Origin of the sequence: Corynebacterium stercoris, from assembly GCF_024160105.1 — a bacterium.
Taxonomy (GTDB): domain Bacteria; phylum Actinomycetota; class Actinomycetes; order Mycobacteriales; family Mycobacteriaceae; genus Corynebacterium; species Corynebacterium stercoris.
Genome location: NZ_JAMFTQ010000006.1, coordinates 61,527 through 79,907, shown reverse-complemented (window position 1 = coordinate 79,907; position 18,381 = coordinate 61,527). Strand labels below are relative to the sequence as shown.

The window sequence follows — 18,381 nt, the reverse complement described above, 5'->3', positions numbered from 1 at the left end:
AATGACTGAGACGACCGCTTCGACCCAGTACACCCCGCGCCTGAAGACCCGCTACCAGGACGAAATCCGCACCAAGCTGCAGGATGAGTTCAGCTACGACAACGTCATGCAGATCCCGGGCGTGACCAAGATCGTTGTCAACATGGGTGTGGGCGACGCTGCCCGCGACTCCAAGGTGATCAACGGCGCTCTCGAGGACCTCACCGCGATCACCGGCCAGAAGCCGCAGCTGCGTCGCGCGAAGAAGTCCATCGCGAACTTCAAGCTCCGCGAGGGCATGCCGATCGGCGCAAAGGTGACCCTGCGCGGCGACCGCATGTGGGAGTTCCTGGACCGCCTGCTCACCGTTGCTCTGCCGCGTATCCGCGACTTCCGCGGCCTGAACGACAAGCAGTTCGACGGCAACGGCAACTACACCTTCGGCCTGTCCGAGCAGACCATGTTCTACGAGATCGACATCGACAAGATCGATCGCGTCCGCGGCATGGACATCACCGTTGTCACCACTGCCACGAACGACGACGAGGGCCGTGCACTCCTGCGCCACCTCGGCTTCCCGTTCGCGGACAAGGACGGCAAGATGCAGCAGGCATAAGCCTTACGCATCCGTTAGCTTTCAGCCCCTCTTCGGAGGGGCTTTTGCTTTCCGACGGCAGTGTTTTCTGCCCAATGTCTGATAACGTTTCCCGCGCACTATCGGCACCTGTTTGAAGAAAGCACACTGCAATGTCACTCGCAGAAACCCTAGATAAGGCCGCCGCCAAAAAGGTCGACCTTCTTGAAAACGACTTCGGTCGCTTCGCAGTCCGCGCAATCCTCGCGGGCATCTACCTGACCGTGGCCACCGCGTTCGCCGGTGTCGCCGGCAACGCTGTGGAGCAGCACGCCAAAGGCCTCGGTGCCGTTGTCTTTGCGCTGCTCTTCGGATTCGGCCTCTTCGCCATCGTGGTGCTGAACACCGAGCTTGCCACCGGCGACATGATGTTCGGCTCCTGGGCGTCCGCCAAGGGCAACCTGAGCTGGGGCAAGACCATCTGGTTCTTCATCGCCGCCACCATCTTCAACCTCGTGGGTGCGTTCATCGTCGCCGCGATCCTGAGCCAGTCCGCCAAGCTCGGTTCGATGGACAACACCCACCTCATTGCCACCCTCAGCGAGGGCAAGCTGAACAAGTCCGCCTGGGGCGCGTTCATCGAGGCTGTGCTCGCGAACTTCGTGGTCAACATGGCTATCCTGATGGGCCTGCAAGCTAAGGAAGTCATCTCCAAGTTCGTCGCCATCGTGCCGATCATCGCGATCTTCGTCGGTCTGGGCCTCGAGCACATCATCGCGAACTTCTCGCTCATGACCATCACCATGTTCGCCGACCCGCTGCCGGACAACTTCACCGTCGGCGCCGTGGCCCTGAACTGGACGATGGTGCTGATCGGCAACTTCATTGGCGGCGGCCTCGGCATCGGCGCCGTCTACGCCTGGCTGAACAAGACCCAGACGGTTTACACCGACTAGCGCATCGCGCCGCTACGGCCAGATTGCGGTTACGCCTTCGCCGGCCAGTTGCTGAGGTCCTTGTCGAAGTCGTTCGCACCCTCGACAGCGGTGTTGTCCATTTGGGCTGCGATACCGAAACGGTTGAACACGTTGATGGAGTTGATGCCCACAAGAATGCTGCGGGTGCCGTCCTCGCCGTAGTGCTCCACAAGGCGGGACCACAGCTCGTCGGAAACGGAGTGCTCGTGCTCGGGCAGCTTGGTCACCGCATCGGTGAACTCGAGCACAGCGAGCTCCTTGTCGGAGAACTCATCCTTGTGCTCCGGCCAGTTCTCCACAGCCACGATCTTCTCTTCGGTGAAGCCAATCTGGCGGGAGTTGCGGCGGTGGGTGGTGGTGCAGACTGGGCAGCCGTTCAGCGCGGAGGCGCGCAGGCACACGAGCTCGGAGGTCTCCGGGTCAACGTTCTGGGAGAGGTACTTGACGGCCGGGAAGAATGGGGCTTGGAAATCCTGGTTCAGCTCTCGAGTAGTCATACCCCAACGGTAGCTAGATCAACTCTCCCGCGTAGAGGTTGAACCTATCTGCCCTGGTGAACCCGGCTAACGCCATCCCGGCCTCGCGTGCAAGCTCGACTGCGAGCGACGACGCGGCCGACACCGCTACCAGCGCCGGGAAACCTGCCATCGCCGCTTTTTGCACGAGCTCAAAGGAGGCGCGGGAGCTCATCACCAAAATCATGTCGGTGGCGGGCAAGCGACCGTCGAGAAGCAAATGCCCGATGACCTTGTCGGCGGCGTTGTGCCGGCCGATGTCCTCGCGGACGACGATCGGGTTGCCGTCGAGGTCGAATGCGCCCGCGGCGTGGATGCCGCCGGTTTTGCGGAACTGCTGCTGCTCGGCGGCGAGGCGCTCCGGCAGCGACATGACCAGCTCGGGGTCCAGGGCGATGGGGGAGATCGCGGCGGGCACCTTGTGCAGGAGCTCACTGATGGATTGGGTGCCGCACACCCCGCACGCGCTGGTGGTGGGCGTCAACCTGATGAAGTCCGGCGTGACAGGCTTGGCTGACGTGGCCAGGTCGATGTCCAGCAGGTTGTAGGTGTTCGTGCCTTCGGGGTTCTGTGAGCCGGCGCAGTAGCGGGCGGTGGTCACGTCATCGACGGTGGAGATGAGGCCCTCGGCGTAGAGCCACCCGTGGGCGAGCTCGATGTCGTGCCCCGGCGTGCGCATGGTGGTGGTCAGCGTGGTGCCGCCGGCGCGGATTTCCAGCGGCTCCTCGACGGTGACGATGTCCGCGCGGGTATCGGTGAGGATTTTGCCGGCGTTGGCTCCCTCGCCGCGGGTGACTTTGGTGACTGCGAAGCGGCGGTTGATGCGGCTCACTCCGCGTCCTGCTCCTCCGCCGGCTGGTAGGTGGTGAGCAGCTGCTCCACCTGCGCAATCATGGTGCGGACCTCGTCGGCGCTGCCACCAAGCGCGCCGAAGCGCTGGCCTGCGGCGAGCCCCACCACGAACGCGGTGGTCGGCGCAGCCGGGCGGGAGGGACCGTTGTGGGCGACAGCAGCGGTCATGTCGAGGATGTCCCCGACGAGCTCGCGGACCAGGGCCGGGTCCGCGCCGAGATCCTCGGCGACGGTATCGAGCCATTCGTGGGTGGAGGTGAGGGAGTCAGCCATGGCCCCAACACTAGCGCGAGGAGCGCACTGTCAGCGCGAGCCCGGCACCGATCAGTGTTGCCCATGTTTTCACCATAACGTCGGAAAACGCGCACTATCCACAGGTTTGGAAACCGGATTTCCACAGGGTGGGGCCTTGGCGAGGTCGGCAAACAGCACAACCCGGGCTATAACAGAGGCACCAGAAAATGAAACAACCGAAAGGAACTGCTGCGATGCGGGACATCGACAAAATCAAGGAGAAGGTGCAGAAGCTGCTGAACCAGGCGGCGGATCAGGAGGGTTCCCCGGAGGGGGACTCCTTTTACGCCAAAGCGTTCGCCCTCATGGCAACGTACGGCTTCGACGAACGAGACCTCGCCCAACCGGACGATGGCGACGAGGTGGTGTACAAGACCTACCCATTTAGCGGCGCCTACACGGACATGCAGGCGAGGCTGCTGCTTGCGATCGCCGACGCGCTGCACTGCACCGGCTATTACCAACCTGTCTACAACTCCACGCGTGCCGAAAACGCCACGGTGTTTGGCCTGCGACGCCACATGGAGCGCGTCGACATGCTGTACTCCCTCCTCGCGCCGGTGATGATCCTCGGCGCGCGTCGGCTCCGCGCCGCGAGCTTCGCCGAATCCGTCGTGGTGATGCGCCGCTCGTTCATGGCGGGTTTCTCCTCCAAGATCGGGTCCCGGCTCGCAGCCGCGGAGGACACGGTCGCAGCCAGCGACGGCGGGTACGCACTCGCGCTTATCGACGATCGTTTGGCGGCCGAGGAGTTCCGTGACACCCTCGCTGCCGAATGGGGCCTGAACATTGGCACCGGCGGCAGCAGCCACCGCAGATTCGATGTAGACGCATTTTTCGACGGCCAGCGCGCGGGCGACATGACCGATCTCGGCCAGACGCGCGTGAAGGCACGACCTGCCCTCCCGTTCTGAGGAACGGGCGGGGAACGCTGCCGTCGGCAAGCAATTTGCTTCTGAGCAGGCGGGGGAGGTAACTTGGACCGTCGGACTTGCGCGCCGCGTGCTTGGCGCGCCCGTTCCGATGAGTACGTAAGAACACCAACTTTGTTGCAGGCCCCCCGCCGAAATGCGGACCGCGTGCAAGGGAGGCGGCGAGCGCCCCACGTTATTGAGCGTGGGGAGCGTGAAGTAGCCCCCGACAGATCACACGGAGAACGCGACCATGCAGTGCCCCGCACGTGCTGGTCAGGTGGGTAAATGGGAACCGCAACGAGAAAGGGAAACGGTCACTCGTTATGACCATGACTGATCCGATCGCGGACATGCTGTCCCGCGTGCGTAACGCAAGTAACGCACAGCACGACAGCGTGACCATGCCTTCCTCCAAGATCAAGGCCAACATCGCCGAGATCTTGAAGCAGGAGGGCTACATCAACGACTACAAGGTTGAGGACGACAAGGTCGGCAAGACGCTGACCCTGGACCTCAAGTACGGCCCGACCCGCGAGGCTTCCATCGCTGGTCTGCGCCGCGTGTCCAAGCCGGGCCTGCGCGTGTACGCCAAGTCCACCGACCTGCCTCAGGTTCTCGGCGGCCTGGGCGTGGCAATCATCTCCACGTCTCACGGCCTGCTGACTGACCGCCAGGCTCAGGAGAAGGGCGTAGGCGGGGAAGTCCTCGCTTACGTCTGGTAAGGGGAGGTTGTAAAGACATGTCGCGTGTAGGTAAAGCACCTATTGCAATCCCGAACAACGTGGAGACCAAGATTGACGGCCAGCACGTCGAGGTGAAGGGCCCGAAGGGCACCCTGTCCCTCGACCTGCCCACCCCGATCACCGCTTCCGTTGAGGATAACGAAATCGTGGTGTCCCGTCCGGACGACCACCGCCAGAACCGCGCTCTGCACGGCCTGTCCCGCTCGCTGATCAGCAACCTTGTTGTCGGCGTGACCGAGGGCTACAAGATCAACATGGAAATCTTCGGTGTTGGTTACCGTGTGCAGCAGAAGGGCAAGGACCTCGAGTTCTCCCTCGGCTACTCGCACCCGATCCTGATCGAGGCCCCTGAGGGCATCACGTTCGCCGTCGACGGCAACACCAAGTTCTCGATCGAGGGCATTGACAAGCAGCAGGTTGGCCAGATCGCAGCGAACATCCGCCGCCTCCGCAAGGATGACCCGTACAAGGGTAAGGGCATCCGCTACGAGGGTGAGCAGGTCCGCCGCAAGGTCGGAAAGACGGGTAAGTAATCATGAGCAACACCGCAGAGAACACCAAGCGCACCCCGGTGGGCAAGGACATCTCGTCCCGCCGCCGCGAGGCCCGCGCACGCCGCCACTACCGCATCCGCAAGACCCTGCGTGGCACCCCGGAGACCCCGCGTCTCGTTGTGCACCGCTCTTCTCGCCACATCCACGTCCAGGTCATCGACGACCTGGCTGGCCACACGCTGGTGTCCGCTTCCTCCATGGAGCCGGAGATCCGCAACCTGGAAGGCGACAAGAAGGACAAGTCCGCCAAGGTTGGCGCTCTTGTTGCGCAGCGCGCCAAGGACGCCGGCATCGAGGCCGTTGTCTTCGACCGCGCCGGTTACAAGTACCACGGCCGTGTTGCGGCCCTGGCAGACGCAGCTCGTGAAGGTGGTCTGAAGTTCTAATGATCACCGCAAACATCACCATCAACGGAAGGATCGCGTAATGGCCGAACGTGAACGGCGTGACGGCGGACGCTCCGCCGACAACGAGAACAACAACAACCGCGGCGAGCGCGGTGGACGCGGCAACCGCCGCGACCGCGACGACCGCCGCAACCAGAACGACGAGCGCGATAAGTACATCGAGCGCGTTGTGACCATCAACCGTGTTGCCAAGACCGTCAAGGGCGGCCGCAACATGTCCTTCACCGCGCTCGTTGTTGTGGGCGACGGCCAGGGTATGGTCGGCGTCGGCTACGGCAAGGCGAAGGAAGTCCCGGCTGCAATTCAGAAGGGTGCCGAGGAGGCTCGCAAGAACTTCTTCCGCGTCCCGATGATCGGCGGCACCATCCCGCACCCGGTGCAGGCTGAGGCCGCTGCCGGCATCGTGATGCTGCGTCCGGCTGCTCCGGGTACCGGTGTCATCGCCGGCGGCGCTGTCCGCCCGGTGCTGGAGTGCGCGGGTGTCCAGGACATCCTGGCCAAGTCCCTCGGCTCCGACAACGCTCTCAACGTGGTCCAGGCGACCGTCGCCGCCCTGAAGCAGCTCGTGCGCCCCGAAGAGGTCGCAGCGAAGCGCGGCAAGGCTGTCGAGGATGTCGCTCCGGCTCGCATGCTGCGCGCACGCGCAGGTCAGGAGGCGTAAGCACAATGGCACTGAAGATTACGCTGCACCACGGCAAGGTGGGCGAGAAGCCGGTTACCCGCGCAAACCTGGAGGCTCTGGGCCTGCGCAAGATCGGCCAGTCCGTTATTAAGCAGGACAACGCCGCAACCCGCGGCCAGATCCTGAAGGTGCGCCACCTGGTCACCGTCGAAGAAGTTGCTGGAGAGGAGTAGATAGCACATGGCTGACATCATCAAGCTCCACGACCTCCGCCCGGCTGAGGGCTCTAACAAGGCCAAGACCCGCGTTGGTCGAGGTGAAGCCTCCAAGGGCAAGACCGCAGGCCGCGGTACCAAGGGCACCAAGGCTCGCAAGCAGGTTTCCGCTGCTTTCGAGGGTGGCCAGATGCCGCTGCACATGCGTCTGCCGAAGCTGAAGGGCTTCAAGAACCCGAACCGCATCGAGTACCAGGTGGTCAACGTTGCCGACCTGGCCGAGGCGTTCCCGGAGGGTGGCACCATCGCCATCGCCGACATCGTTGCCGCGGGCCTCGTCCGCGCCAAGGAGCCGGTGAAGGTGCTGGGCAACGGCGACATTGACGTCAAGCTCAACGTCACCGCCACCAAGTTCTCCAAGTCCGCAGTAGAGAAGATCGAGGCTGCTGGTGGCTCCGCGACCACCGAGGCGTTCTCCGCACGTGCGGCAAAGAACGTCGACGGCCCGGTCGCATCCGCCGCAGGCGAGGCAACCCCGGCCGCTGAGGCCGCCGAGGGTGCCCGCGGCGTGCTGGAGACCGACCCGCTGCAGGGCGGCTCCACCGTCGTCGACACCGATGACGCTGCTGTCGAGGACACCACCGAGGCATAGAGCACACGCAGTCAACCCCCGCTCACCCTGGACGTTCATCCGGGGCGGGCGGGGGTTCGCGCATTTCCGGGGTCGGGGCGCAAGGTTCGCCTGCGGTGAGCGAATACCGTTTCATAAAGACGGGCTGCTAGGGTAGTGGGGTCTACGATGGCCGAGACGGCTTTAGCGTGCCCTAGTGCAGGCTCAATGCCCGGCCGAGGCGTCGAACTGTCCGCATATCTCCCGCCCGCCCGCTGGGCCGGGGGCCAGGAGGCTTTGTGTCCGCAATTGCTCAGGTGTTTAAGGATCCTGATCTCCGCAAGAAGGTCCTGATCACCCTTGCACTCATGATTCTGTACCGCGTCGGTGCGCAGATTCCCACGCCCGGCGTGGACTACGCGCTGATCAACCAGCGTCTGCAAGACATCTCGCAGGGCGACCAGGCGACGATGTTCTCGATCATCGGCCTGTTCTCCGGCGGCGCGCTGCTGCAGCTCTCGATCTTCGCCATCGGCATCATGCCGTACATCACGGCGTCGATTATCGTGCAGCTCCTCACCGTGGTGATTCCGAAGTTCGAGGAGCTGAAGAAGGAGGGCCAGGCGGGCCAGTCGAAGATGACGCAGTACACGCGTTATCTCACCGTCGCCCTGGCGCTCCTGCAGTCGGCCGGCATCGTCGCCCTGGCGGACCGCGAGCAGCTGCTCGGCAGCGGCGTCCCGGTGCTGGTCGAGGACCGCAATGTGTGGACCCTGCTGATGATGATCATTGTGATGACCTCCGGTGCGGTGCTCATCATGTGGCTCGGCGAGATCATCACCGAGAAGGGCGTGGGCAACGGCATGTCGCTGCTCATCTTCGCGGGTATTGCGACGCGCATCCCGCAGGAGGGCGTGTTCATCTGGAACAACTCTGGCCCGGTCACCTTCTTCCTCGTGCTCGCAGCCGTGATCGTCCTCGTCGTCGGCATCATCTTCATCGAGCAGGGTCAGCGCCGCATCCCGGTGCAGTACGCCAAGCGCATGGTCGGTCGCCGTCAGTACGGCGGGTCCTCCACCTACTTGCCGCTCAAGGTCAACCAGGCCGGCGTTATCCCGGTGATCTTCGCGTCGTCCCTGATGTACGTGCCGGTGCTGATTACCCAGATCGTGACCATGAACAACCCGACCCCGCCGGATAACTGGTGGATGAACCACGTGATGGCGTGGCTGCAGAACCCGGGTTCGTGGCAGTACATCCTGACCTACGTCGCGCTGATCATCTTCTTCTCCTACTTCTACGTGTCCATCCAGTACGACCCGGTCGAGCAGGCGGACAACATGAAGAAGTACGGCGGTTTCATCCCCGGCATCCGCCCGGGCCGCGCGACGGCCGAATACCTCGGCTTCGTCATGAACCGCCTGTTGTTCGTCGGCTCCATCTACCTCGCCGCCATCGCCGTCCTGCCGAACATCGCGATGGACGCGGGTCTCACCGGCTCCGGCAACGCGGGCATGAGCGCGTTCGGCGGTACTGCGATCCTCATTATGGTCTCCGTGGCTCTGACCACGGTCAAGCAAATTGAATCCCAACTCCTGCAATCCAACTACGAAGGACTTCTGCGATAATGCGTCTCGTACTTCTCGGCCCTCCCGGCGCTGGCAAGGGCACCCAGGCCGCCATCCTTTCCGAAAAGCTCGGTGTCCCGCACATCTCCACCGGCGATCTGTTCCGCGCCAACATCGGCGAGGGCACCCCGCTGGGCGTTGAGGCGAAGAGCTACATCGACGCCGGCAAGCTCGTGCCGACGGATGTGACCGCCCGCATGGTTGAGGCCCGCCTCAACGAGGCGGACGCCGCGAACGGCTTCCTCCTCGACGGCTTCCCGCGCACCGTGGAGCAGGCCGAAATTCTGGGCGAGCTGCTGGAGAAGTCCGGCCACTCCCTCGACGGCGTACTCAATTTCGTCGTGGACGAGGACGTGGTGGTGGAGCGCATGCTCGCCCGCGGCCGCGCCGACGACAACGAGGACACCATCCGCACCCGCCTCGGCGTCTACCGCGAGGAGACCGCTCCGTTGATCGACCACTACGGCGAGGAGATCATCTCCATCGACGCAGTCGGCGACGTGGACGAGATCAACGCCCGCGCGATGGAGCAGCTGGGCAAGTAGCCCCGCAACACTGATGGCCTTCCGCAAACGCAAGATCGCTGCCAAGACCCCCGCCGAGCTCGACGCTATGGAGGCGGCGGGCCGCATCGTCGGCATCGCCCTGCAAGAGGTGCGGGCAGTGGCGCGTCCGGGCGCGACGACGCTGGACCTGGACAAGGTTGCGGAAACTGTCATCCGGGATCACGGCGCCGTGCCGACGTTCCTTGGCTACAACGGGTTCCCGGGCTCCATTTGCGCCTCTGTGAATGAGGTGGTGGTGCACGGGATTCCGTCGCAAAGCGTGGTGCTCCAGGAAGGGGACCTGGTCTCCGTCGACTGCGGTGCCACGTTTGAGGGGTGGGTCGGCGATTCCGCGTGGTCCTTCGGGGTGGGGGAGCTGGCAGCGGATGTCGAGAAGCTCAATCGCGCCACCGAGTGGGTGTTGCTCGAGGGGCTGAAGGCGATGATCCCGGGCAACAAACTCACCGACGTGTCGTACGCGCTCGAAACCGCGACGTATGCGGCCGAGGAGCGCTTCGGGGTCGAACTCGGCATCCTGGACGGCTACGGCGGCCACGGCATCGGCCGCACGATGCACGAGGATCCGTACCTGGCCAACGAGGGCCGCCCCAACCGCGGCCCGCTGATCCAGGAGGGCTCGGTGCTCGCCATCGAGCCGATGCTCATCCTGGGCGGGGAGACGGACTCCCAGGTGCTTGCCGACGATTGGACCGTCGTCACCGCCGACGGTTCCCCTGCCTCTCACTGGGAGCACACCGTGGCCGCTACCGCGGACGGCCCGCGGATTCTCACCCCGCGCCAGTAGCGGTGCTCGTTTCGAAGCGGCGCGCTGGGCTATACTCCTGGCCATGTCGTACACTCCCCGCCACGCGAAGCCGTCGCCGCTGAAGCGCCGCGCCGCCGCGATCGCAGCCGGAACCGCCCTCGCCGCCACCTTGGCCGCAAACCCCGCGGCAGCGTCTGCGCAGCCCGCCCTGCCCCAGTTGTCCTCTGCGGGCAGCAGCGCGAACCCGCTGGTGTCCTCCGCGAACGACCAGCTGGCCTCGCTGAGCTCCCGGTCCGACCAGGCCGCGCGCGACGCGGCGTGGAACCTCCGCGGCACCCTGCACGCGCAGGCTGACGGCCTGGGCCGCCTCGATCCGAACCTGCCGGCGCAGGTGAAGGCGAACATCGACCAGTCTGTCGAGACGTTTTTCCCGGGCCTGATCGCCGAGCGCACCCCGAAGCCGGCACCAGCGCCCGCTCCGGCTCCGGCACCAGCGCCCGCTCCGGCTCCGGCACCGGCACCCGCCCCGGCACCGGCGTTCGACTACGGCGCATGCCCGAAGAGCGCCAAGGTGTGCGTGGACCTCGCCGGCCAGCGCTCCTGGCTGCAGAAGGACGGCCAGGTGTACTACGGCGCCGTGAAGGTGAGCACCGGCAAGAAGGGCTACGAGACCCCGCGCGGCACCTTCTACGTCAACCGCAAGGTCAAGGACGAGATCTCCTGGGAGTTCGGCAACGCGCCGATGCCGTACGCGGTGTACTTCACCAACAACGGCATCGCCTTCCACCAGGGCGATCCGGCCTACATGTCGCACGGCTGCGTGCGCATGTACCGCCAGGACGCGCAGAAGTACTTCAGCGAGCTGCAGATCGGCGACAAGGTCGTCGTTTACTAGCCGCACCCCCAAGCGAACCTCATCAGCCCAGCACAGCCCGTGTGCTGGGTTGTCTTTTCGCAGGTGGGTGGCTATAGTCGCTCTTTGGTGTTCATTCACCATGTAGCAACTGTGGAAAATCACGCTCGCACCTGCGCAAACGCGCGGGGGCTCTAGGAAGTGGAGTGTATGGCAAAAGAAGGCGCAATCGAGGTTGAGGGCCGCATCGTCGAGCCCTTGAAGAACGCGATGTTCCGTGTCGAACTGGACAACGGGCACGAGGTTCTGGCCCACATCAGTGGCAAGATGCGCCAGCACTACATCCGCATCCTCCCGGAGGACCGCGTCATCGTGGAGCTCTCCCCGTATGACCTGGACCGCGGGCGTATCACCTACCGCTACAAGTAAAGGCTATTTCGCCTCCTTACCCAGACGCGGGCTGATCGCAAACGTCGGCACGCGTCGTCTACCTCCGGCCACGGTGGCTGGAGCCGCGCGAAACCACAACCCATCCTCCGGCACGGTCCGGACAAAGTGTTGCTTGGCGTGGACGGGTGGGGAGTAAACCACCGTAACAACCCGAAAGGAACGTGACCTCATGGCACGTCTTGCAGGTGTGGATCTGCCGCGCAACAAGCGCATGGAGATCGCACTAACCTACATCTACGGCATCGGCCCGACCCGAGCCAAGGAACTGCTCGAGAAGACCGGCATCTCTCCCGACCTGCGTACGGACAATCTGTCTGACGACCAGCTCGCATCCCTGCGTGACGCGATCGAGTCCTCCTACACCGTGGAGGGCGATCTGCGCCGCGAGGTGCAGGCTGACATCCGCCGCAAGATTGAGATCGGCTCCTACCAGGGTCTGCGCCACCGCCGCGGCCTCCCGGTTCGCGGCCAGCGCACCAAGACCAACGCGCGTACCCGCAAGGGCCCGAAGAAGACCATCGCAGGAAAGAAGAAGTAACACATGCCACCGAAGACTCGTGCTGGCGCGCGTCGTGGACGTCGCGTCGTAAAGAAGAATGTGGCCGCTGGCCACGCGTACATCAAGTCCACCTTCAACAACACCATCGTGTCCATCACGGACCCGTCCGGTGCTGTGATCTCTTGGGCGTCCTCCGGCCACGTCGGCTTCAAGGGCTCCCGCAAGTCCACTCCGTTCGCTGCGCAGATGGCTGCTGAGAACGCTGCCCGCAAGGCAATGGAGCACGGCATGAAGAAGGTTGACGTGTTTGTCAAGGGTCCGGGCTCCGGCCGCGAGACCGCTATCCGTTCCCTCCAGGCCGCTGGCCTCGAGGTGTCGTCCATCTCCGACGTGACGCCGCAGCCGTTCAACGGCTGCCGTCCGCCGAAGCGTCGTCGCGTTTAAGGCAGAAAGGAAAAGAGGTAACTCACCATGGCTCGTTACACCGGCCCTGCTACCCGTAAGTCCCGTCGCCTCCGCGTCGACCTCGTCGGCGGCGACATGTCCTTCGAGCGCCGCCCGTACCCCCCGGGGCAGGCTGGCCGCGCCCGCATCAAGGAATCTGAGTACCTGCTCCAGCTGCAGGAGAAGCAGAAGGCTCGCTTCACCTACGGCGTGATGGAGAAGCAGTTCCGCCGTTACTACGAGGAGGCCAACCGCCTCCCGGGCAAGACCGGCGACAACCTGCTGGTGCTCCTGGAGTCCCGCCTGGACAACGTCGTCTACCGCGCTGGTCTGGCCCGCACCCGCCGCCAGGCACGCCAGCTGGTTTCCCACGGCCACTTCACCGTGAACGGCAAGGCTATCGACGTTCCGTCCTTCAAGGTCTCCCAGTACGACATCATCGACGTGCGCGAGAAGTCCCGCTCGATGCTGTGGTTCGAAGAGGCTCAGGACAACCTGCTCGACGCCGTCGTCCCGGCCTGGCTGCAGGTCGTTCCCGAGACCCTGCGCATCCTCGTGCACCAGCTGCCCGAGCGCGCTCAGATCGACGTCCCGCTGCAGGAGCAGCTCATCGTCGAGCTCTACTCGAAGTAAACCTTTCACGAGTTTGCTTCACTCCGCGCGCGGAGTTTCAGGCGTCGGAAAGCGCCGAAGCCCTGCGCACACTCTTCCAATATTCGTTCCTACCGGCATCAAATAGTGGGTGCCGATAAAGGAGAAGTTCCATGCTCATCTCTCAGCGTCCGCAACTGACCGAGGAATACATCGACACCAACCGCTCGAAGTTCGTCATCGAGCCGCTCGAGCCGGGTTTCGGTTACACCCTCGGCAACTCCCTGCGCCGCACGCTGCTGTCGTCCATCCCGGGCGCAGCCGTGACCTCGATCAAGATCGACGGTGTGCTCCACGAGTTCACCACGATCAACGGCATCAAGGAGAACGTCTCTGAGATCGTCCTCAACGTGAAGGACCTGGTGCTGTCCTCCGACTCCGACGAGCCGGTTGTCATGTACCTGAACGTCGAGGGCCCCGGCGACGTGACCGCAGGCGACATCGAGCCGCCGGCGGGCGTGGAGATCCACAACCCGGATCTGCACATCGCGTCCCTGAACGAGCAGGCTCGCCTCGAGATGGAGCTTGTTGTCGAGCGCGGCCGCGGCTACGTCCCGGCCATGCCGAACTCCGGCGGCGAGGTCGGCCGCATCCCGGTCGACCAGATTTACTCCCCGGTGACCCGTGTGGCCTACAAGGTTGAGGCGACCCGTGTTGAGCAGCGCACCGACTTTGACAAGCTGATCATCGACGTGGAGACCAAGAACTCCATGACGGCCCGCGACGCGCTGGCATCCGCCGGCTCCACCCTGGTGGAGCTGTTCGGCCTCGCGCGCGAGCTGAACACCGCAGCAGAGGGCATCGAGATCGGCCCCTCCCCGCAGGAGACGGAGTACATCGCGGCCTACAACCTGCCGATCGAGGACCTGAACTTCTCCGTGCGCTCCTACAACTGCCTGAAGCGCCAGGAGATCAGCACCGTCGGCGAGCTCGCTGAGTACACCGAGTCCGACCTGCTGGACATCCGCAACTTCGGCCAGAAGTCCATCAACGAAGTCAAGATCAAGCTGGCTAACCTCGGCCTGACCTTGAAGGACGCACCGGAAGATTTCGATCCCACGCAGATCGAGGGCTACGACGCCGAGACTGGCGACTACCTGGACACCAGCGCGGAAGACGCAGAGTAGAACCCCAATCTTTGAGCTCGCGCTCACTTAACCGCACACGAGGAGTACTGACATGCCTACCCCTAAGAAGGGTGCCCGTCTCGGAGGTTCCGCCAAGCACCAGGAGCACATCCTGGCCAACCTTGCGCAGTCCCTCTTCGAGCACGGCGCAATTAAGACCACCGAGGCCAAGGCGAAGATGCTTCGCCCCTACGCCGAGAAGCTGATCACCAAGGCAAAGCGCGGCACCATTGCCGACCGCCGCGCCGTGGCAGCTGAACTGCCGAACAAGGAGATCGTCGCGTACCTGTTCAACGAGCTCGCTCCGCAGTTCGAGGGCCGAGACGGCGGCTACACCCGCTCCATCAAGCTGGAGAACCGCGCCGGCGACAACGCGCCGATGGTGCACATCTCCCTGGTGACCGAGGAGCTGGTTTCCACCGCTGCCACCCGCACCGCCCGCGCCGCCGCCTCCCGCGAGGCTGAGGCTGCGAAGGTTGAGGCCGCCGCTTCCGAGGAGCCGGCAGTCGACGAGACCGCAGTCGAGCTGAACGAGGCCCAGGCCGCTGAGGTCGAGACCGCACAGGTCGAGGCTGACGCACAGGCTGCTGAGGCTTCCAACGAGGCCGCCATCGAGGCGCAGGCTGCTGAGCCGGAGTCCCCGGAGCAGGAGCAGCAGAAGTAATGCTGCGCTGACTAGCCGACAAAGCCGGCACCTGGAGCAATCCGGGTGCCGGTTTTGCGTTTGCTAGCGTGAACCCATGCGAATCCGCCTGGACATTGCCTACGACGGCACCGACTTCCACGGCTGGGCTCGCCAGAAAGGCGACATCCGCACCGTCCAGGCAACCATCGAGGATGCCCTCACACTCGTGCTGCGTACCCCGGTCGCGCTCACCGTCGCAGGCCGCACCGATGCCGGCGTGCACGCCGCGCGACAGGTGGCGCACGCCGACATTCCCGACGAAAGCCTGGACCAGCGCTCGCTCGGGGGTAACCCGGCTGCACTTGTGCGTCGCCTAGCGAAGCTCCTGCCGGAGGACGTGCGGGTATTCGATGCGCGCGAGGCACACCCGCTTTTCGACGCTCGTTTTGCGGCTCTCACCCGCTCCTATACCTACCGAGTGACCACGGACCCGGCGGGCGCGCTGCCGACCCGCGCGCGGGACACCGCCGTGTGGGGCAAGCCTATAGAGCTGGGCCGCGCGCAAGCCGCCGCCGACCTGCTGGTGGGGCTGCAGGATTTCGCCGCGTTCTGTAAACTCCGCGAGCACGCCACCACGATCCGCGACGTCCACGCCTTCACCTGGCACGACGTATCCACCCCGCACGAGCCGGCGCTCTACGAGGCGCGGATCACCGCCGACGCGTTCTGCTGGAACATGGTGCGCGCGTTGACCGCCGCGTGTCTGACGGTGGGGGAGGGCAGTCGAGAGCTCGATTGGGTAGTCGGCCTGCTGGACAAGGACGCGCGCGATCCGGAGGTGCGCCTCGCGCCAGCAAAGGGTTTGACCCTGACCGGCGTGACATACCCGCGGGATGAGGATTTGGCGGAACGGGTCGCTGTGACTCGGGACCGTCGAACCCTCTAAGCGGAGAAAAAGTCTGCCGCGCAGACAAAAATGGCGTCGGCACGCGATGGCCCCCGGCGGGCGCGCCGTGCGGGAGGCGGGTGCGCCGCGGCCCCGGGGGAGGGGAATAGAATGCGGGAGATGCCCCTGCCCGGGTCTGTGAGGAGGAACAATGTCGTCGGCCGTGGCCGCATGCTTCGCTGTCGTTTTCTTCCTCGCCCCGGGTTTTGTCGTCTCGTGGGTCGCGGGGATGAAAGCGCCTGCGGCGATGGCGGCGGCGCTGCCGGTGAGCTTCGGCGTGTTCGGCATGGGCGCGTGGATGTGGGGCCTGACGTCGGCGCCGTTCAACCTCTGGACATTCGGGGTGAGCTTGGCGCTCGCGCTCGGTCTTGCGGGGGCGTGGCGCTACGCGTTCATCCGCAGGCGGAAACGCCCGGCTACCACTGAAACCAGGGGCGGGTCTACTGCCGTCGTGAAGCACGAGCCCTGGTACAAGGGCGGCCTGTTCGAGCCGACGTGGATCGTGCCCGCGATCGGCGTGGTGGCGGGTGCGTGGATGCTGATCGCAGATCGCCTGCACTGGCTCGTGCGCAGCCCGAACGGCGTGTACAACATCGTGCAGGGCTGGGACGTGCAATGGCACGCGAACTTGGTGCGCTTCATCATGGACACCGGCGTGGCGTCGCCGACGCGGATGGGTGAGCTGCAAAACATTGAGACGCACGCGAAGTTGCTGTACCCCTCCGGCTACCACGCCGGCATCGCGCTGTTCGGCAAGGCGGCGGGCCTCGAGCCCATCGCGGCGCTGAACATTGCGCAGGTGGTGCTGCCGGGCCTGGCCTTGCCGACGACGATGGCGTGCCTGGTGTTCGCGTTCATGCGCTCGCGCGGGATGACGGCGCAGATCGCCGCCGCGTTCGCCGCCGTGGCGATCTACGCCGCGCCGCAGGTGATGTGGGTGGGCGAGTACGTGGGCATGTGGCCGTATTTGTTCGCCATCTCGCTCACCGGCATCGTGATCTGGCAGTTCGTGGACACACCGCGCACGCCGGCGGCGGCGCTGCCCACGTCGCTGGGCTTCCTCGGGTTGCTCACCGCGCACCCCTCGGCGGTCACTGTCGTGGTGCTGGGCGTGGCGCTGAGCTGGCTGACTTCCACACTGGTGCGCCCGGAGCGGTCCCGGATCAAGGACACCTTTTGGATCGCGCTGCCGGCGCTGGCCGGCTCGATCGCGTTCCTGCCTCAGATCCTCGCCGGCTCGGAGCAGGCGGAGGAAGTGTCCGGCTGGGAGGCCAACGAGGCCGGCAACGTCACCGACGGGTGGGGCGACGCGTTCTTCATGGACACCCGCCATGTACAAGAGTTCTTCCCCGCGTTCAACCCGGTGGTTGCGCTGTGGCTGGCGCTTGTCGGTGCGCTGGTGCTGCTGTTCCTGCGCGGGCAGGTGTGGCCGGCGCTGTTCTACGTCATCTCGTTGGCAGCCACGGTGCACGCCGTGCAGCCTATCGACGGCTGGGTGGGCGACGGCCTCGGCGTCATCGCCGCCGTGCACTACAACACCCCGCACCGCCTGATCCTGCCGGTGTGCATGGCGGTGGCGGCGGCCGCGGCTATCGGTGTCGCGGCGATGATCCGCCTGCTCACCTTGGCCCCGCTCGCGGCGCGCAAGAACACCAAGGCGTGGACCGCCGCGACCACCGCAGCGTCGGTCGCGGTCGCGGCGGGCGTCGGCGTGGCGGGGGCGCCTGCGCTGCGGGCGGAAACGCTCGAGGGCGCCGAGGAGGCCTTCACCGCACCGCGCACCGACGAGCGCATGGTGAGCGAGGACGACATCGCCGCCTTCACCTGGCTCGCCTCCCAACCCGCCGCGTGGGAGGGGTACACACTGGGCAACCCCGACGACGGACACTCCTGGCTCTACGCCTACACCGGCGTGCCCACCGTGTCCCGCCACTACCTGTGGCCGTCCGGCGGCAGCGGCACCGACATGGCTATTGCCGTCTACGACTCGGACGCTGCCGGCGAGGGCCTGCGCGGCGACCCAGACGCGGAGAACTGGACCGACGAGGCGCTTGCCAACCTCGGCGTGAAGTTCTACATCACCAGCCCCGGCTCTTTCTGGTGGTGGCAGCGCACGCTGGACAAGCTCAACGACGGGCTGTGGATCGCCCGAGGCACCACCCCGGTGTACAAGAAGGGCGAGGTGGTCATCTTCGCAGTGAACGCCGAGTTCACCGAGGCCGAGCTGAGTGCCATGCAGCGCGACGCCCTCGCGCACGGTTCGGAGGAGCTTCCCACGCTTGCCGACGGCTCCGACGAGACCACCAGCGACAGCGCAACCACCACGAGCACCTCTACCAGTTCCAGCGCCACGGCGACGGCGACTGCGGCTTCAACAAGCGCCGCCCCAACAACGTCCCGCACGGCTACCCCGTCCGCGACGGCAACCGCCACGCCCACGCCGAGCCCGACAGCTACGTCGAGTGCTGAGCAGACGGGCGGGTCGCAGACGTCGGCAAGCGTGAGCTCAGCGCAGACGTCCGCGGCGGGGTAAGGTGAACGCGCCTGGTTCGGGGGAACCGGCGCGATTCACAGGGCGATTCTTGGGGGGA

Annotated in this window: 23 protein-coding genes and 1 pseudogene; 21 read left to right on the top strand and 3 right to left on the bottom strand. The window is 65.1% G+C overall.

The window, feature by feature from the left end; translation table 11 throughout:
- The first annotated feature begins 1 nt into the window (after position 1).
- Together rplE and M5J20_RS06535 are read left to right on the top strand one after the other, a co-directional pair.
- Positions 2-595, top strand: coding sequence for a 50S ribosomal protein L5 (gene rplE, locus M5J20_RS06540; RefSeq protein WP_253577755.1), 594 nt, complete (start codon positions 2-4; stop codon positions 593-595).
- Between the two features lie 131 nt (positions 596-726).
- Entirely contained in the window at positions 727-1,509 is a 783-nt protein-coding gene (locus M5J20_RS06535) for a formate/nitrite transporter family protein (RefSeq protein WP_253577753.1), read from the top strand.
- A gap of 29 nt (positions 1,510-1,538) precedes the next feature.
- On the opposite strand, the gene M5J20_RS06530 is transcribed toward M5J20_RS06535, so the two are convergent.
- The 3 genes from M5J20_RS06530 to M5J20_RS06520 are packed head-to-tail and all read right to left on the bottom strand — an operon-like array spanning position 1,539 to position 3,170.
- Positions 1,539-2,027: a carboxymuconolactone decarboxylase family protein gene (locus M5J20_RS06530; protein WP_253577751.1), complete on the bottom strand. Its 489-nt coding sequence runs from the start codon at positions 2,025-2,027 to the stop codon at positions 1,539-1,541.
- A 13-nt stretch (positions 2,028-2,040) separates the two neighbouring features.
- Complete coding sequence (fdhD, locus tag M5J20_RS06525) at positions 2,041-2,877, bottom strand: formate dehydrogenase accessory sulfurtransferase FdhD (RefSeq protein ID WP_253577749.1); 837 nt, start codon at positions 2,875-2,877, stop codon at positions 2,041-2,043.
- Positions 2,874-3,170 carry a DUF6457 domain-containing protein gene (locus tag M5J20_RS06520; RefSeq protein ID WP_253577747.1) on the bottom strand — a complete coding sequence of 99 codons (297 nt, stop codon included), beginning with the start codon at positions 3,168-3,170 and terminating at the stop codon, positions 2,874-2,876. The genes fdhD and M5J20_RS06520 overlap by 4 nt, the downstream gene beginning before the upstream one ends.
- Positions 3,171-3,385: 215 nt before the next feature.
- Here M5J20_RS06520 and M5J20_RS06515 point away from each other — a divergent pair, with 215 nt between their 5' ends.
- The 19 genes and pseudogenes from M5J20_RS06515 (at position 3,386) to M5J20_RS06425 (ending at position 18,323) form a co-directional block, all read left to right on the top strand.
- The gene (locus M5J20_RS06515) at positions 3,386-4,105 is read left to right on the top strand and encodes a DUF2786 domain-containing protein (protein ID WP_253577738.1); all 720 of its coding nucleotides are present in this window, start codon (positions 3,386-3,388) and stop codon (positions 4,103-4,105) included.
- Positions 4,106-4,428: 323 nt separating this feature from the next.
- The gene (gene rpsH / locus M5J20_RS06510; protein ID WP_253577736.1) at positions 4,429-4,827 is read left to right on the top strand and encodes a 30S ribosomal protein S8; all 399 of its coding nucleotides are present in this window, start codon (positions 4,429-4,431) and stop codon (positions 4,825-4,827) included.
- Positions 4,828-4,844: 17 nt separating this feature from the next.
- Positions 4,845-5,381: a 50S ribosomal protein L6 gene (gene rplF / locus M5J20_RS06505; RefSeq protein WP_253577734.1), complete on the top strand. Its 537-nt coding sequence runs from the start codon at positions 4,845-4,847 to the stop codon at positions 5,379-5,381.
- Positions 5,382-5,383: 2 nt separating this feature from the next.
- Positions 5,384-5,788, top strand: coding sequence for a 50S ribosomal protein L18 (gene rplR / locus M5J20_RS06500; RefSeq protein ID WP_253577732.1), 405 nt, complete (start codon positions 5,384-5,386; stop codon positions 5,786-5,788).
- A 40-nt stretch (positions 5,789-5,828) separates the two neighbouring features.
- A complete protein-coding gene (rpsE, locus tag M5J20_RS06495) occupies positions 5,829-6,470 on the top strand; it encodes a 30S ribosomal protein S5 (protein WP_253577730.1) in 642 nt (213 codons plus the stop codon).
- Positions 6,471-6,475: 5 nt separating this feature from the next.
- Complete coding sequence (gene rpmD, locus M5J20_RS06490) at positions 6,476-6,664, top strand: 50S ribosomal protein L30 (RefSeq protein WP_253577728.1); 189 nt, start codon at positions 6,476-6,478, stop codon at positions 6,662-6,664.
- A 7-nt stretch (positions 6,665-6,671) separates the two neighbouring features.
- Positions 6,672-7,109, top strand: a pseudogene (gene rplO / locus M5J20_RS06485) (50S ribosomal protein L15); the annotation flags it as partial.
- Positions 7,110-7,555: 446 nt separating this feature from the next.
- Positions 7,556-8,884, top strand: coding sequence for a preprotein translocase subunit SecY (secY, locus tag M5J20_RS06480; protein ID WP_253577726.1), 1,329 nt, complete (start codon positions 7,556-7,558; stop codon positions 8,882-8,884).
- Complete coding sequence (locus M5J20_RS06475) at positions 8,884-9,429, top strand: adenylate kinase (protein ID WP_253577724.1); 546 nt, start codon at positions 8,884-8,886, stop codon at positions 9,427-9,429. The genes secY and M5J20_RS06475 overlap by 1 nt, the downstream gene beginning before the upstream one ends.
- Before the next feature lie 13 nt (positions 9,430-9,442).
- Positions 9,443-10,234, top strand: coding sequence for a type I methionyl aminopeptidase (gene map / locus M5J20_RS06470; RefSeq protein WP_253577722.1), 792 nt, complete (start codon positions 9,443-9,445; stop codon positions 10,232-10,234).
- 43 nt (positions 10,235-10,277) lie between these two features.
- A complete protein-coding gene (locus M5J20_RS06465) occupies positions 10,278-11,090 on the top strand; it encodes a L,D-transpeptidase (protein ID WP_253577721.1) in 813 nt (270 codons plus the stop codon).
- A gap of 168 nt (positions 11,091-11,258) precedes the next feature.
- Positions 11,259-11,477: a translation initiation factor IF-1 gene (infA, locus tag M5J20_RS06460; protein ID WP_018017508.1), complete on the top strand. Its 219-nt coding sequence runs from the start codon at positions 11,259-11,261 to the stop codon at positions 11,475-11,477.
- Between the two features lie 190 nt (positions 11,478-11,667).
- On the top strand, positions 11,668-12,036 hold the full coding sequence (gene rpsM, locus M5J20_RS06455; RefSeq protein WP_253577719.1) for a 30S ribosomal protein S13: 369 nt from the start codon (positions 11,668-11,670) through the stop codon (positions 12,034-12,036).
- A gap of 3 nt (positions 12,037-12,039) precedes the next feature.
- A complete protein-coding gene (gene rpsK, locus M5J20_RS06450) occupies positions 12,040-12,441 on the top strand; it encodes a 30S ribosomal protein S11 (RefSeq protein WP_234948217.1) in 402 nt (133 codons plus the stop codon).
- 27 nt (positions 12,442-12,468) lie between these two features.
- Positions 12,469-13,074 carry a 30S ribosomal protein S4 gene (rpsD, locus tag M5J20_RS06445; protein ID WP_253577717.1) on the top strand — a complete coding sequence of 202 codons (606 nt, stop codon included), beginning with the start codon at positions 12,469-12,471 and terminating at the stop codon, positions 13,072-13,074.
- A gap of 131 nt (positions 13,075-13,205) precedes the next feature.
- Entirely contained in the window at positions 13,206-14,219 is a 1,014-nt protein-coding gene (locus M5J20_RS06440) for a DNA-directed RNA polymerase subunit alpha (protein WP_253577715.1), read from the top strand.
- 52 nt (positions 14,220-14,271) lie between these two features.
- Positions 14,272-14,883, top strand: coding sequence for a 50S ribosomal protein L17 (gene rplQ / locus M5J20_RS06435; RefSeq protein WP_253577713.1), 612 nt, complete (start codon positions 14,272-14,274; stop codon positions 14,881-14,883).
- A gap of 76 nt (positions 14,884-14,959) precedes the next feature.
- A complete protein-coding gene (gene truA / locus M5J20_RS06430) occupies positions 14,960-15,790 on the top strand; it encodes a tRNA pseudouridine(38-40) synthase TruA (RefSeq protein ID WP_253577711.1) in 831 nt (276 codons plus the stop codon).
- 151 nt (positions 15,791-15,941) lie between these two features.
- Positions 15,942-18,323: a DUF6541 family protein gene (locus tag M5J20_RS06425; RefSeq protein ID WP_253577710.1), complete on the top strand. Its 2,382-nt coding sequence runs from the start codon at positions 15,942-15,944 to the stop codon at positions 18,321-18,323.
- Positions 18,324-18,381: the final 58 nt, after the last annotated feature.